Source organism: Aquiflexum sp., assembly GCF_041751335.1.
In the GTDB taxonomy this organism is placed as follows: Bacteria; Bacteroidota; Bacteroidia; order Cytophagales; family Cyclobacteriaceae; genus Aquiflexum.
Genome location: NZ_JBGSXS010000416.1, coordinates 1 through 13,671, shown reverse-complemented (window position 1 = coordinate 13,671; position 13,671 = coordinate 1). Strand labels below are relative to the sequence as shown.

The window sequence follows — 13,671 nt, the reverse complement described above, 5'->3', positions numbered from 1 at the left end:
CGGCAGCAGTATGTCTATCATCCAGGGAAATACCATATTTTTGGCAAAGACTGTCAAGGGAATGTTCTCCGGGCTTTCCCAAATTTAGGTCATAGTTCGGCCCCTTTTCCAATCTCAAACTAAGGTGTAATGTATCAATCGAGGGGTTTTGGAATTTTTTGAACCCATAGGGCTTCAATGTTTTTTCCAACATCAGCAGGTCAAAACCAATATGATGTCCTACTATAATATCAGACCCAATATAGGCTAATAGCTCTCTTACAAAATCCGCCTGCGGAAATACCTGATTGTAATATAAAATCTCATGGATTTGGACCGCCTCTTTGTTTCTCTTGGGAGCATCAAGGTAAATTTCCATTCCTGTATCCACGCTCATTTTGTATCCTTTGACTTTGATGGCTCCAAAGGAAAGAATATGATCATTTTTAGCATCCAATCCTGTGGTTTCTGTATCCAATACCACAAAACTTAATTGATCCAAAGGCCGCATGGAAGGAATCTTTTTTTCAAACAGTTTTTCGTACTCCGCCACAAATCCTGCTTTTGTGATCTTTTCCTTTCTCAAAAAGTCAAACCATCCCATATCAGCCCCCAAAATAGTCCAACTGAAACCTGACCCTCAGGATTTTTTGAAGCTCATCTATTGGAGCAAAGGTATTTTTCAGTAATTGTCTATGAAGCTTACCCAATGACTCAGGTTTTATATACCTTCCTGAATTAGTTGAGCGTAATCCTTCTATGGCCCGCATCCGCATCAGAATTTCATAAGCCTTACCTGCTTCCAAAAAGAGATCTTTATAATTAGGCTCCAAATCTGATAATTTTTCGAAGCGCTTAAAGGTATTGTTGATCCCAACCACCCTGTGGCTTAGCACCAAAAGCCTGGCAATATCTGCCAATGGCATCATCGCCCGCAATTTGATATCGAACTTATCTCGATGCTCCCCCGACTTTTCCATGATGAAATTCCTAAAGAAGCCTAAAGGTGGCGGGTTCATTAAAGCATTTTTGGCCAGGAAATTCAAGAAAATAGTTTTTCCGGCTATCTCCTGATAAATGTGATCTGTCATATCATCTGACAAACTCTTGTTTCCAAACACAGGTCTGAAATCGAAAAAGATAGCCGCATGCAATAGCGCTTCCTGATTGGGGCTGAGAATCCAATCACTGAAATATTTTTTCCATTTAGACAGTGGCTGACACCATTTGGGATTATTGGCCATCATATCAGCAGGACAAGCTGAGAACCCGCATGTCAATAAAATCTCAATCACTTCCTGTCCGATCAGCAACATATATTCCTTGGTCTTTTCAAGGTTTGCATCCGGTACATCTTCATAAACAATGGCATTGTCCAAATCAGTCCGGAGCAATTGCTCTTCCCTTCCTTCACTACCAAATGATAGAAAGCAGAACTTTACTTTTGATTCTTTGGGATATGAAGCATCATGCTTATTTTTGGCAATCTGAACAGCTCTTTGGATGATGATATCATTGATTTCGGAAATGATATTAGCCACAAAATCCATCGCCAGTTCATTCTCAAGATAGTATGTTAACAAACGCTCTGCCCTGTCGCGGATTTTTGCCATTTCCTTGATCTCCCAAGTGTTCATCAAAGCATTGATCAATACAGCAGGGCTATTTCCTTGGGACAACAGAATATCATGATCTGATAAAATGCCGGTAACCGGACTATTGGGCGAACCGTCTTCAGTAAAAATCAAATGATGAAGCCTATGTTTGATCATGGTCAGATAAAGACTTGAAAAGTCAGCATCCTTGCTCTTGGTCAAAACAGGACTTGTCATCAGTTCATCTACTAACGTATCATAACTTTTCATTTCTGCCACAAGCCTGTTGCGAAGGTCTTTGTCGGTAATGATTCCCACCGGGTGATTTTTTTGGTTTACTACCACAATAGACCCCACTCCTTTTTCGGACATACTTTTGGCAGCCATCGCTACTGTTACACCTGCCTGACAGGTGAGTACTTCGTGGGAATAATTCAAGTCAGATTGACCCGTAAAAATCAGAAGACCATTGTCTTTGGAAATTTCAGAAAAAGCTATCCTTGCCTTTTGGGACTGGGAAAGATCTGATCGAACCACAACCTGTCCTGAGGCAAACCCTGCTGCAAAGTATAGGCTGACCCTACTGTTTTCCTGTAAAATTTTTTCAAATATACCTACAGGAATGGCATAAATCAGGGATTCTTCTCTGGTTTGGGCATTTAATATATAGGGCCTTTTCCCCAACAATGCCAATACACCAAAAACATCTCCTTCATCGCACACCTCCACCACTTTGGCAACACCTTCTTTATTTTCAGTCAATTGAACAGAGCCTTCCTTCAATACGAAGAAATAGCTTTGAGCAGGTTCACCCTGCTCAAACAAAATTTCTCCACTGACAAAATAGCGCACCTCCACTCCTTTCGCGACCAATTCCAAAGAGAAATCACTGAGAAAGGAAAAAGGTGGGTATCTTTTTAAAAATTCTTTGACTCTGTTGACAATGACATTGGACATGCTTGTTGGGTCTATTTAAAAATAATTTATCCACTATTTCTTCCCTTCAATAATTGCAGTCACCACATCCGGGTCAACCAGGGTAGAAGTATCTCCCATACTGTCCGTACTGCCCTCGGCTATTTTTCGAAGTATTCTTCTCATGATTTTACCAGAACGTGTTTTCGGCAATCCAGGCACAATCTGAATCTTATCAGGTTTAGCGATTGGCCCGATGATTTTGCTAACCATATCCTTGATTTCGTTGATTAGGTTATCTTCTGTCCTGTGGGACATGTCACAGATCACATAAGCATAGATGCCCTGTCCTTTGATATCATGAGGATAACCGACAACTGCTGATTCTATCACAAGCGGGTGCTCATTGATGGCATTTTCCACTTCAGCCGTTCCTAATCTATGGCCTGAAACATTGATCACATCATCTACCCTTCCAAGAATTCGATAATATCCGTCATGGTCCCGCTTTACACCATCACCTGTAAAGTATAATCCCTTGTAGGTTGAGAAATAAGTCTGTTTACACCTGTCATGATCTCCATAGGTAGTCCGTATCATCGAAGGCCAGGGAAACTTGACACAGAGATTACCTTCCACCGAATTTCCTGTCAATTCTTTCCCCTCCGGATCCACAATCATCAATTGAATCCCCGGTAATGGGAGTGTTGCATATGCAGGTTTGGTAGGAGTTATTCCAGCAATGGGAGAAACCATGATACCTCCTGTTTCTGTCTGCCACCAAGTATCCACTATAGGACACTTGGACTTTCCGATATGAGTATAGTACCATTTCCATGCTTCTTCATTGATAGGTTCACCCACCGAACCCAATACCTTTAGCGAACTCAGGTCATAAGGTTCTATCGGGTCGGTTCCATAAGCCTGCAAAGCCCTGATAGCCGTCGGGGCTGTATAAAACTGATTGACTTTGTGTTTTTCAATCACCGCCCAAAATCTTCCCGGATCAGGATAGGTAGGCACTCCTTCAAACATCAGCGAAGTGGCACCTGCCAATAAGGGGCCATACACTATGTAGGAATGCCCTGTAATCCAACCAATGTCAGCTGTACACCAATAAATATCACCCGGAGAGTATTGAAACACATTCTCAAAGGAATATTTGGTATAGACCATATAACCCCCAATAGTATGCACCACACCTTTAGGCTTTCCCGTGGATCCTGAGGTATAAAGGATAAACAGCATGTCCTCACTATCCATTTCTTCCGCCGAATTTGTGGATTTTTGGTCCTGGATGACATCATGCCACCAGTGGTCCCTACCTGCTACCATGGTGATATCCTGACCCGTCCTTTTGCAGACAATAACTGTTTCCACACTGGATTTTTCCAGAGCCTCATCAACAATTTCTTTGACAGCTATCTTTTTAATCCCCCTGTAATTTCCATCAGAAGTAAGTATGGCCTTAGCTTTACAATCAATAACCCGGTCTGCCAAAGAAGTCGAGCTAAAACCTGCGAACACTACCGAATGCACAGCACCGATCCTAGCGCAGGCCAACATTGCAATGGCTGCTTCAGGAATCATAGGCATGTAGATGATTACCCTGTCCCCCTTTTCAATTCCTTTAGCTTTTAAGGCATTGGAAAATTTACAGACCTCTGCATATAATTCATTGTAAGTGATCGTTCTCCCCTCCTCCTCTGGATCACTGGGTTCCCAAATAATCGCCGGCCTGTCCCCAATTGTAAACAAATTCCTCTCAAAGATATTTTCTGTAATGTTCAATTTGGCATTGACAAACCATTTGACATCGGGTCCCTCAAAATCCCACTCCAGAACCTTGTCCCATCTTCTCCGCCAGAAAAAAGAGTCTGCAATTCTGGCCCAAAAATTCTCAGGTTCTGCCACTGACTTCTGGTACTCGTAGAAATATCCGCTAAGGGTGTGAATTCTATCGCTCATTGTATAATTATTTTAGGTTATTGAAATTGATTTTAATTGAGTAATGACTTAACTTTTGAAACCAAGTCCCTATTTGAAAAAGGCTTGGTAAGGTAAAGATCTGCGCCTAGATCCATCCCCCTTTTAACATCTTGTTGTTTACTTTTTGCGGTCAAAAAAACTACCTTGACTTCATTATTATTTTCTTTGATATGCTTACATACCTCATATCCATCCACTTTGGGCATCATGATATCAAGAATCACCAACTCAGGGTGGTTTTCCTCGATGATGCCCATTGCTTCTTCCCCATCTCTGGCAATAAAAACCCTAAAACCTTCTTTCTTGAAAAGGAATTCCAATGAAAGAAGGATATTGGGTTCATCATCTACTATCAGTATCTTGTTCATGAGAATTTTAATTTAATCCATTTGGAAATACCAAAAAAGGGAAACCTTGACAAATCCATTGCCGGAGTCCCTTTTATATCTCTTGGAAGATTTTAATGTTCTTGTGCATTACCAGCTCCCCTTGGAATCCTGATTTCCTGTATCATATCCTGTACGGATTGAGGTGGTGCCGGAGTGGCTTTGGAAACCACGTAGCATACCACAAAGTTGATCAGCATGCCCAAAGCGCCTATTCCCTCGGGAGAAATTCCAAACCACCAATGTTCTACATTATTCAATTCAGGACTGATAAACTTGAAGTAACTGATATATAGAATGGTAAAAACAAGACCAGAAATCATTCCTGCTATTGCCCCTTCCTTATTCATCCTGCTAGAGAAAATCCCCATGATGATCACGGGAAAGAATGACGCCGCTGCCAAACCAAAAGCAAATGCTACCACTTCAGCCACAAATCCAGGCGGGTTCACACCAAAATATCCTGCGAGAACCACCGCTCCTGCAGCTGAAATTCTTGCAATCAACAATTCCCTCTTTTCAGTCATATCCGGTTTGAAGGTTCTGAAAAGGTCACGGGATACTGAAGTTGAAATTACCAGAAGCAATCCTGCTGCGGTAGAAAGCGCAGCCGCCATCCCTCCGGCAGCCACCAAGCCTATGACCCAATTAGGTAGCTTTGCGATTTCCGGATTGGCAAGGACCATGATATCTTTATCAATTTTGAGCTCATTGGTAGCAGGGTTGGCTGAATATTGAACAATGCCATCATTGTTGACATCGTCCACTACAATCAGGTTGGTCTTTTCCCAATTGCCGACCCATTCAGGCAGGTCATCCACAGGCTGTCCCGCCACAGTTTCAATGGCATTATAAATCCCAAATGCAGCCACAGCCGGTGCTGTGGTGTAAAGAATCGCAATAAATACCAGTGCATAGCCAGCAGATAGACGGGCATCTTTTACTCTCGGAACTGTAAAAAACCTCACAATCACATGTGGTAATCCAGCTGTACCTACCATCAGCGCCAGCGTAATGGCGAAAATATCGACCATTTCTTTTCTTCCACTGGTATATTCGGCAAATCCAAGTTCACTTAAAACTCCATCCAGTTTATCCAAAAGATAAGACCCATCCGCAACGGTATCACCTAGTCCCAACTGAGGGATAGGATTTCCGGTCAATTGCATGGATACAAATATGGCAGGAACCATGTAAGCAAATATCAACACGCAATATTGAGCAACTTGGGTGTAAGTGATCCCTTTCATTCCACCGAGTACGGCGTAGAAAAAGACAATACACATCCCAATGATGACTCCTGTATTGATATCCACTTCCAAATATCTGGAAAAGACAATACCAACTCCCCTCATTTGACCTGCGACATAAGTAAAGGAAATAAACAGCGCACAGATCACAGCAACAACTCTCGCTTTATTGGAATAATAGCGGTCTCCAACAAAATCAGGAACGGTAAACTTTCCGAATTTTCTTAAATAAGGCGCTAACAACAAAGCCAATAATACATATCCTCCAGTCCAGCCCATCAGGTAAACGGAACCGTCATATCCTGAAAAAGCTATGATACCTGCCATTGAGATGAAGGAGGCAGCCGACATCCAATCGGCAGCTGTGGCCATGCCATTGGCCAGTGGAGAAACTCCTCCTCCGGCAGTATAAAATTCTTTGGTTGACCCTGCCCTAGTGTATATCGCAATTCCGATATAAAGGGCAAATGAGGTACCGACAAGTATATATGTCCATGTTAAAATATCCATGTTATATTTTAGGTTAGGGTTTATTCTTCATTGACGTCAAATTCTTTGTCCAGCTGATTCATTCTATACACATATACAAAAATCAGCAATACGAAAACGTAGATAGACCCCTGTTGGGCAAACCAGAATCCGAGCTTAAAACCACCCATTTTGATTTGGTTGAGTTGTTCTACCAAGAGGATCCCGAATCCAAAAGAAACAATAAACCAGATGGCTAAAAGGATAAACAGGGTCCTGAGGTTTTTTTTCCAGTAAGCCTGCATTTTAATTTTGTTTTCTGACATAATATTTTAGGTTTTTATAGGAATAAATGGATTTGTTGTAATTGGATCAATTGCTTTGTTTTAGCAATAAGAAGCACCCAAATTGAAAAGTTGAAATTCAAATAAAAAAACCGAGATATATATTTGTTAATTAATTATAGTAAACAGGATAATATTCTGAATCATCTATTCTTAAATCGTTCCCATTTAATAATCATAAACTTATCTCCAAGTTCGGTGATCAACATCCCCGTGTCAGTAAGATTGTCCTTTTGGGCTATAAATTTGACCAATTCTGTATGATTTAATACTTTATAAGTTGGTCTATAATCATAGCTTTCAGGCGCTTTGATCTTATACTGCTTGACCCAATTCATTACAGAAACATGGCTGACACCCAATATTCTTTCGATTTCCCTGTAGGAGATACCTTCAATATAAAGCTGCAAAGCCTTCACCACATAATACTTGTCTATGGATTTACCAAGTTTATTTACTGTAAAGTGGTATCCGCACATTTTGCACTTGAAACGCTGCCTTCCACCTACAACTCCACTTTTGACCACTTTTATATGATCACATTTGGGACAAATTGCTTTCTCCATTTTGCTAAATTTGGGTTAGATACATTAATTTAGCGAAGATATACCATATTAGCAATATATAGTCCACGATAAGATTGAAAAATACACATTCAGAATAAAATACTGACTTTTTGCTAATTAGCAATATAAATATACTAAAGGATCATTTCCAAAGCAATGGCCAGACCAAATGCCAAAATACTGATCAAAACCTTGTTGAGATGAAAACGATGGTCAGGACTGCTTTCGAAAAAGATGGTTGTGGAAATATGCAAAAATCCTCCTGCCACCATTCCATAAAATACATTTAACGCATTTCTGTCCAATAAATTTTTTTCATAAAAAAGGTTACTCAACACCATACCTAAAGGTGAAGCAAATGCGAAAATAACCAACAAAACAAAAACCCACCTCTTTTTCATACTACTCATCAGAACTGCTACCAAAGCAAAAGCTTCAGGACCCTTGTGCAAAAGGATTCCCAATAGCAGGTTATTGTTGCCATGATGATGATGGTGACCGTGATCATTTCCCTCATGATTATGAACCACCAAAATACCATCGTGAGATAATAGAGTTCCCTCAAGGAAGGCATGCATAAACAAGCCTATCATAATAGTCCAAACACCAACTTGAACCCCATGATGATGATTGGGATGGTGGATATGCCCATGTTCCACACCGGTAGACAATAAGGCTAGGATTTGTTGAAGCAGAAAACCCAAAAGAATGAATAGTCCCATCTTGGTGGAGTCGCCGGATTCCACAAACAACTCGGGTAATATATGTAGCACAGTAATGGCAAAAAGGTAAGATCCGGCAAATACCAGCACCAGTTTGAAATACCTCTCCTCCCAACTAGGGATAAAGTAAGCCAAACCACCAGCTACCATAGCTGTTGCAAACAATAAAATAAAATTAACTGCCATATTCTTGGTAATTATTCATGAGCGAAGGATAAATAGGCTTTGATACCATCACTGGCAAAAGATTTCATCTCACCATTTTCATCATTATAAATTAAAAATATTTCAAAATCCTTTTCTTTTTCCTGTAAGGCAATGGCTTTTTCTGTTCCCATCACCATCATTGCCGTGGCAAAGGCATCTGCCTGCATACAATCAGAAGCCAACACCGTTGCACTCAATAACCCATGTCTAACAGGTCTGCCGGTAAATGGATCAATGGTATGGGAAATTTTGACTCCGTCGGCTTCATAATAATTTCTGTAATTTCCCGAAGTGGCCATTCCTTTATTATCTAATGCTATGATGCTGAAAAGCTCATCAGCTCTACCTAATTCCTCCGGTCTATTGACACCTACTTTCCATAGTTCTCCATTTTCATTCACTCCTCTTGCTACCAATTCGCCTCCTATTTCAACCAACAAATTTTGAATTCCTTTTGAAATCAAATAATCTGCGACAACATCCACCCCATACCCCTTTGCAACTGCACTGAAATCCAGGTACATGCCTGGCCTGTTTTTTTTGACTTTGGTCTGGTCAAACTCGATTTGATTAAAACCTACCAAAGGTAAAATGCTATTGATATTCACACTGTCTTTTAATTGCGGTCCTTCAGGCCCAAATCCCCAAAGGTTGACCAATGGGCCCACTGTAGGGTCAAAAGCTCCTTCCGTTTTTTCGAAAACATCCTTACTGGCCTCCAAGACCGGTAAAAAATAAGGCAATTCAAAAACCAATGAATCACTTTTGTTGAAAATACTCAGCTCTGAATCAGGAATATAGGTAGAAAGAGATTGGTTGAAAACAATCAAAATCGAATCTATCTGTACTTTGAAATCCCGCTCTTCCTTATCCAAATAAACAATCCTATAAGTCGTCCCCATAGTATTTCCAGACAGGATAACTTTTCCTATGGTAATCTGAATGATCTCCTCCACAGGTTTTTGCTGATTTTGCCTATATAAGAAAACAATGGCTACCAGTAATAAAAGAATGATGGAGTAAAGAATGTTTTTGTTGGCGTTGCTGCGCATGGAGAAGGGTAAATTTTCCGAAAGTTAAAGCTATTTTTCTAATAAAAGTTCCAAAATAACCTTAGAAATGCAACAATATTGCCTTTAATTTCAGCATACTATATTTAATCTTTTTGCCTTGGTCTAAATTTCTATCTTTGTAGGGCATAATGCACAGCTATGAGAGAAGATTATTTGAGCGGAGATAAAGAAAAACTGAATAATTCTGACAAAGACATTGAGAAGGCCCTGAGGCCTTTAAGTTTTGATGATTTTACAGGTCAGTTCAAGATTGTGGAAAATCTTAAGATCTTTGTTTTGGCTGCAAAAAGAAGAAATGAGCCATTAGATCATGTCCTCTTGCATGGCCCTCCCGGATTAGGAAAAACCACCCTCAGCCATATCATTGCAAACGAACTGGAATCAGGTCTTAAAATCACATCAGGACCTGTTTTGGATAAACCTTCTGACCTAGCCGGCCTCTTGACCAATCTCGAAGAAGGCGATGTTCTTTTCATAGATGAAATCCACCGACTTAACCCAATTGTGGAAGAATACCTGTATTCAGCAATGGAGGATTTCAGAATTGACATCATGTTGGATTCAGGACCCAACGCCCGTTCTGTCCAGATTTCACTTAGTCCATTTACTTTAATCGGGGCAACTACAAGGTCTGGTCTACTTACCTCTCCGCTCCGCGCAAGGTTTGGTATCAATTCCAGATTGGAATATTATGATGCGAAACTTTTGACAGGTATCGTGGAAAGATCTGCCGGAATTCTACAAACCCCAATTGATGAAATTGCAGCTTACGAAATAGCGCGAAGGAGTAGAGGAACTCCTAGGATTGCAAACATGCTGCTGAGAAGAACCCGCGATTTTGCTGAGGTAAAAGGAAATGGCTCCATCAGTTTGGAGATTGCAAAATATGCCCTCAATGCACTCGATGTGGATGAAAACGGACTGGACGAAATGGACAATAGGATTCTATTGACCATCATCGAAAAATTCAAAGGGGGACCGGTTGGGCTAAGCACAATCGCAACAGCCTGCAGTGAAGAGGCAGAAACCATAGAAGAGGTATATGAACCGTTTTTGATTCAGGAAGGCTATCTGAAAAGAACAGCAAGAGGCAGGATGGCTACTGAACTGGCCTACAATCACCTGAAAATCAAGCCTGATTTTGGGGGTCAGATGGGAAGCCTTTTTTAAGGAGGAAGGTAGAAGGATGAGGGATGAAGGTAGAAGGTCGATTTTAGATTTTAGATTTGGGGAATGGGATATTGGGGAGAAAGGGTAGAATGTAGGTGTCGGTTTTAGCCTTGGGGAATGAAATTTGGGGATTAAGGTATGATGTGTGTGAAGACACTCACATTGGCCTCACCCATTGTAAATCAGCAAAGAGAAAAATGCCGTAGGCATGTCCGAAATCATAGCCCGGCAATTTATTGCCGGGATAAAATTGAAATCACCTCCCTAAAGTGCTGTACGAACGATTTAAAAATCCTCATAAGAAGTAAGGAAGCTTTTAAATTAGGAAAAATTCCTCAAGTATATTTAGTAGGACGTGACAAAGTCATTTACACAATAAATTATGTCCAATAATTCCCAATTTCAAAAAGACAAATACGCCCGGGTTATAAAATCCTATGCCAAAAATCTGGGCTTTGATTTTTGTGGGATTGCTAAAGCGGAATTTTTAGAAGAAGAAGCACCAAAACTTGAAGCTTGGCTTAATCAAAACTACCATGGGCAAATGGCCTATATGGCCAATCATTTTGACAAAAGACTCGACCCGACCAAATTGGTCGAAGGGGCGAAAACAGTGGTTAGTTTAATCTATAATTACTATCCCGAACAACAACTTTCTGAAGACAAAAAGGATTTTAAAATAGCAAAGTATGCATACGGGACGGATTACCATTTCGTCATCAAGGACAAACTGAAATCATTTCTGCTACATCTCAAAGATGAAATAGGGGAAATCCATGGGCGGGCTTTTGTGGACTCAGCTCCGGTCATGGAAAGGCAATGGGCCCAAAAGTCAGGAATTGGATGGTTGGGGAAAAACAGTCTACTCTTGAACAGGCAAATGGGTAGCTTTTTCTTTTTAGCAGAATTAGTACTTGATATAGAAGCAAGTCCCGATGCACCCATGACAAAGGACTATTGCGGAACCTGTACCAAATGTATCGATGCCTGTCCGACTGACGCCATAGTTCAGCCTGGGGTGGTAGATGGATCGAAGTGTATTTCATACTTTACAATAGAACTCAAAGACCAAATCCCATATGAGATGAAAGGGAAGTTTGAAAACTGGGTTTTTGGATGTGATATCTGTCAGGATGTTTGTCCATGGAACAGTTTTTCTAGTCCACATGAAGAGAGTCAGTTTAACCTCCATCCGGATTTGAAAAAAATGGATGCAAGAGATTGGATGGAAATTACAGAAGAAACTTTCCAAAAGGTTTTTGCAAAATCTGCTGTTAAAAGGACAGGCTATAATGGTTTTTTAAGAAATATTAAATTTAACCTTTGACCTTGTTTTTGGAATATTGAATAATTTTGTCACATCAGCACCAAAGCTATGATGTTAACTGAAGTATTGTCAAAAAATGATGAAAGAGCATTCATCAAGGTCCATATCCTAATCAATGAAAAAGACCCCAACTGGATAAGGCCTTTGGATAAGGATGTGCTGTCTGCTTTTGACCCCAAACAAAATAAGTATCTCCAAAACGGTGAGGTGATAAGGTGGATACTACGGGATAATAATGAAAATCTGATTGGCCGCATCGCCGCTTTTGTCAACAAAAGATATAAAAACAAAGGTGATCAATTTCCTGTCGGAGGTATTGGCTTTTTTGATTGTATCGAGGATCAGGAATCCGCTAATCTATTGTTTGATACCGCGAAAGCCTGGTTAATTCAGAGGGGTATGCAGGCAATGGATGGGCCTATCAACTTTGGTGATCGGGATAAGTGGTGGGGAGTCCTTACGGAAGGTTTCCATCCACCGATATATAATATGAATTTCAACCCTCCATATTACCAAAAGCTTTATGAGGAATATGGTTTCAGGACTTTCTATAACCAAATATGCTGGAGTCTTTCCGTTGCTTCGAATTCCCACCAACTTGATCCAAAATTTTATGAAGCACATAAAAAATTTGACGCTAATCCTGACTTCAAGGCTGTCCATATCAAAAAAAATCAATTACCTAAATTTGCTAATGACCTGAGCATAGTGTACAATAAGGCATGGGCAAAACATGAAGGGAACAAGGAACTTTCTGCCCAACAAGCGCTCAAACTTTTGACATCTATGAAGCCTGTTTTGGATGAAAAATTGATGTGGTTTGTTTATCACAAAAATGAACCCGTGGTGATGTGGCTAAATCTTCCGGACATCAACCAAATTATCAAGCACCTCGGCGGGCAATTTGGATTATGGGCAAAACTTAAGTTCTATCTCATAAAAACTTTTGGTAAAAACCGCAGCTTTGTTGGCCTAGCATTCGGAATAGTACCTGAATTCCAAGGTTCCGGATTGGATTACTATATGATTGTAGAAGCAGAAAAAGTCATCAAATCAACACGCTCCTACAAAAATCTCGAGCTTTACTGGCAAGGTGATTTCAATCCTAAAATCCTAAATATTTCAAAAAATCTGGGAAGCAAAAAAAGCAGAAATCTAATTACTTACAGGTATTTGTTTGATAGAAATAAGTCTTTTGAAAGGCATCCAATTTTGGAGTAATTGGAAAAAGCCTGCATTTTGATTAGAATATTGTTTTGAAGATGATAAAAAAATAAAGCCCCGACTTACGGGGCTTTCTTTCAACCAGCCAGATTGATAAAATATTTATCCAGAACAGGTTCGTAATTGTTGGAAAACTTCCTATAACACCAGTCCTTGAATTCCTGTATTTCTGTTGGCATCAACAGATTTAGAGCTTTCCTCAACTCTTTCTCGAAGAGTCTTTTGTCAAAACTAACTTTCATTAAGATGGTCTTTACGTATTCAAGCATGTTTCAAAGAATTTTGTAGGTTAAAGACTAAACAACAACACATATTGGTACGACACTAAATTAGGTTTGTTGCGTTTAAAATATAAAGTTAATTTGCGAACAATAAGTAAAACACAACATGATCAAAACGACCATCACCCTGATTTTTGTATACTTTTTCGGAATTATATTTATTCCTTTAGTGGCG

13 protein-coding genes are annotated in these 13,671 nt (G+C 40.1%); 3 read left to right on the top strand and 10 right to left on the bottom strand.

Annotation, left to right across the window (positions count from 1 at the left end; all coding sequences use genetic code 11):
* From ACEW8U_RS22205 to ACEW8U_RS22165, 9 genes are all read right to left on the bottom strand, one after another.
* Positions 1 to 583: PolC-type DNA polymerase III (locus ACEW8U_RS22205; protein WP_373524250.1), on the bottom strand; the 583-nt coding region annotated here is incomplete at its 3' end.
* Position 584: 1 nt separating this feature from the next.
* A complete protein-coding gene (locus ACEW8U_RS22200; RefSeq protein WP_373524249.1) occupies positions 585 to 2,531 on the bottom strand; it encodes a DUF294 nucleotidyltransferase-like domain-containing protein in 1,947 nt (648 codons plus the stop codon).
* A gap of 33 nt (positions 2,532 to 2,564) precedes the next feature.
* Positions 2,565 to 4,457: an acetate--CoA ligase gene (gene acs / locus ACEW8U_RS22195; RefSeq protein WP_373524248.1), complete on the bottom strand. Its 1,893-nt coding sequence runs from the start codon at positions 4,455 to 4,457 to the stop codon at positions 2,565 to 2,567.
* A gap of 32 nt (positions 4,458 to 4,489) precedes the next feature.
* Entirely contained in the window at positions 4,490 to 4,846 is a 357-nt protein-coding gene (locus tag ACEW8U_RS22190) for a response regulator transcription factor (RefSeq protein WP_373524247.1), read from the bottom strand.
* 92 nt (positions 4,847 to 4,938) lie between these two features.
* Positions 4,939 to 6,624: a sodium:solute symporter family protein gene (locus ACEW8U_RS22185; RefSeq protein ID WP_373524246.1), complete on the bottom strand. Its 1,686-nt coding sequence runs from the start codon at positions 6,622 to 6,624 to the stop codon at positions 4,939 to 4,941.
* Positions 6,625 to 6,644: 20 nt separating this feature from the next.
* On the bottom strand, positions 6,645 to 6,908 hold the full coding sequence (locus ACEW8U_RS22180; protein WP_373524245.1) for a DUF4212 domain-containing protein: 264 nt from the start codon (positions 6,906 to 6,908) through the stop codon (positions 6,645 to 6,647).
* Between the two features lie 161 nt (positions 6,909 to 7,069).
* Complete coding sequence (locus ACEW8U_RS22175) at positions 7,070 to 7,492, bottom strand: helix-turn-helix domain-containing protein (RefSeq protein WP_373524244.1); 423 nt, start codon at positions 7,490 to 7,492, stop codon at positions 7,070 to 7,072.
* Between the two features lie 134 nt (positions 7,493 to 7,626).
* Positions 7,627 to 8,400 carry a zinc permease gene (locus tag ACEW8U_RS22170; RefSeq protein WP_373524243.1) on the bottom strand — a complete coding sequence of 258 codons (774 nt, stop codon included), beginning with the start codon at positions 8,398 to 8,400 and terminating at the stop codon, positions 7,627 to 7,629.
* Positions 8,401 to 8,411: 11 nt separating this feature from the next.
* Positions 8,412 to 9,473, bottom strand: coding sequence for an FAD:protein FMN transferase (locus tag ACEW8U_RS22165; protein WP_373524242.1), 1,062 nt, complete (start codon positions 9,471 to 9,473; stop codon positions 8,412 to 8,414).
* A 159-nt stretch (positions 9,474 to 9,632) separates the two neighbouring features.
* On the opposite strand from ACEW8U_RS22165, the gene ruvB reads away from it, so the two are divergent.
* The 3 genes from ruvB to ACEW8U_RS22150 all read left to right on the top strand — a co-directional run bounded on the left by ruvB (position 9,633) and on the right by ACEW8U_RS22150 (position 13,212).
* The gene (gene ruvB / locus ACEW8U_RS22160; RefSeq protein ID WP_373524241.1) at positions 9,633 to 10,664 is read left to right on the top strand and encodes a Holliday junction branch migration DNA helicase RuvB; all 1,032 of its coding nucleotides are present in this window, start codon (positions 9,633 to 9,635) and stop codon (positions 10,662 to 10,664) included.
* 382 nt (positions 10,665 to 11,046) lie between these two features.
* Complete coding sequence (queG, locus tag ACEW8U_RS22155; RefSeq protein ID WP_373524240.1) at positions 11,047 to 11,991, top strand: tRNA epoxyqueuosine(34) reductase QueG; 945 nt, start codon at positions 11,047 to 11,049, stop codon at positions 11,989 to 11,991.
* A 48-nt stretch (positions 11,992 to 12,039) separates the two neighbouring features.
* Positions 12,040 to 13,212: a hypothetical protein gene (locus ACEW8U_RS22150; protein WP_373524239.1), complete on the top strand. Its 1,173-nt coding sequence runs from the start codon at positions 12,040 to 12,042 to the stop codon at positions 13,210 to 13,212.
* A gap of 80 nt (positions 13,213 to 13,292) precedes the next feature.
* On the opposite strand, the gene ACEW8U_RS22145 is transcribed toward ACEW8U_RS22150, so the two are convergent.
* The gene (locus tag ACEW8U_RS22145) at positions 13,293 to 13,484 is read right to left on the bottom strand and encodes a hypothetical protein (RefSeq protein ID WP_373524238.1); all 192 of its coding nucleotides are present in this window, start codon (positions 13,482 to 13,484) and stop codon (positions 13,293 to 13,295) included.
* Positions 13,485 to 13,671 lie beyond the last annotated feature (187 nt).

Coding starts and splice junctions, on each gene's coding strand:
- acs (WP_373524248.1), bottom strand. CDS start 4,457: ATGAGCGATAGAATTCACACCCTTAGCGGATATTTCTACGAGTACCAG.
- ACEW8U_RS22200 (WP_373524249.1), bottom strand. CDS start 2,531: ATGTCCAATGTCATTGTCAACAGAGTCAAAGAATTTTTAAAAAGATAC.
- ACEW8U_RS22185 (WP_373524246.1), bottom strand. CDS start 6,624: ATGGATATTTTAACATGGACATATATACTTGTCGGTACCTCATTTGCC.
- ACEW8U_RS22170 (WP_373524243.1), bottom strand. CDS start 8,400: ATGGCAGTTAATTTTATTTTATTGTTTGCAACAGCTATGGTAGCTGGT.
- ACEW8U_RS22165 (WP_373524242.1), bottom strand. CDS start 9,473: ATGCGCAGCAACGCCAACAAAAACATTCTTTACTCCATCATTCTTTTA.
- ACEW8U_RS22175 (WP_373524244.1), bottom strand. CDS start 7,492: ATGGAGAAAGCAATTTGTCCCAAATGTGATCATATAAAAGTGGTCAAA.
- ACEW8U_RS22180 (WP_373524245.1), bottom strand. CDS start 6,908: ATGTCAGAAAACAAAATTAAAATGCAGGCTTACTGGAAAAAAAACCTC.
- ACEW8U_RS22190 (WP_373524247.1), bottom strand. CDS start 4,846: ATGAACAAGATACTGATAGTAGATGATGAACCCAATATCCTTCTTTCA.
- queG (WP_373524240.1), top strand. CDS start 11,047: ATGTCCAATAATTCCCAATTTCAAAAAGACAAATACGCCCGGGTTATA.
- ACEW8U_RS22150 (WP_373524239.1), top strand. CDS start 12,040: ATGATGTTAACTGAAGTATTGTCAAAAAATGATGAAAGAGCATTCATC.
- ACEW8U_RS22145 (WP_373524238.1), bottom strand. CDS start 13,484: ATGCTTGAATACGTAAAGACCATCTTAATGAAAGTTAGTTTTGACAAA.
- ruvB (WP_373524241.1), top strand. CDS start 9,633: ATGAGAGAAGATTATTTGAGCGGAGATAAAGAAAAACTGAATAATTCT.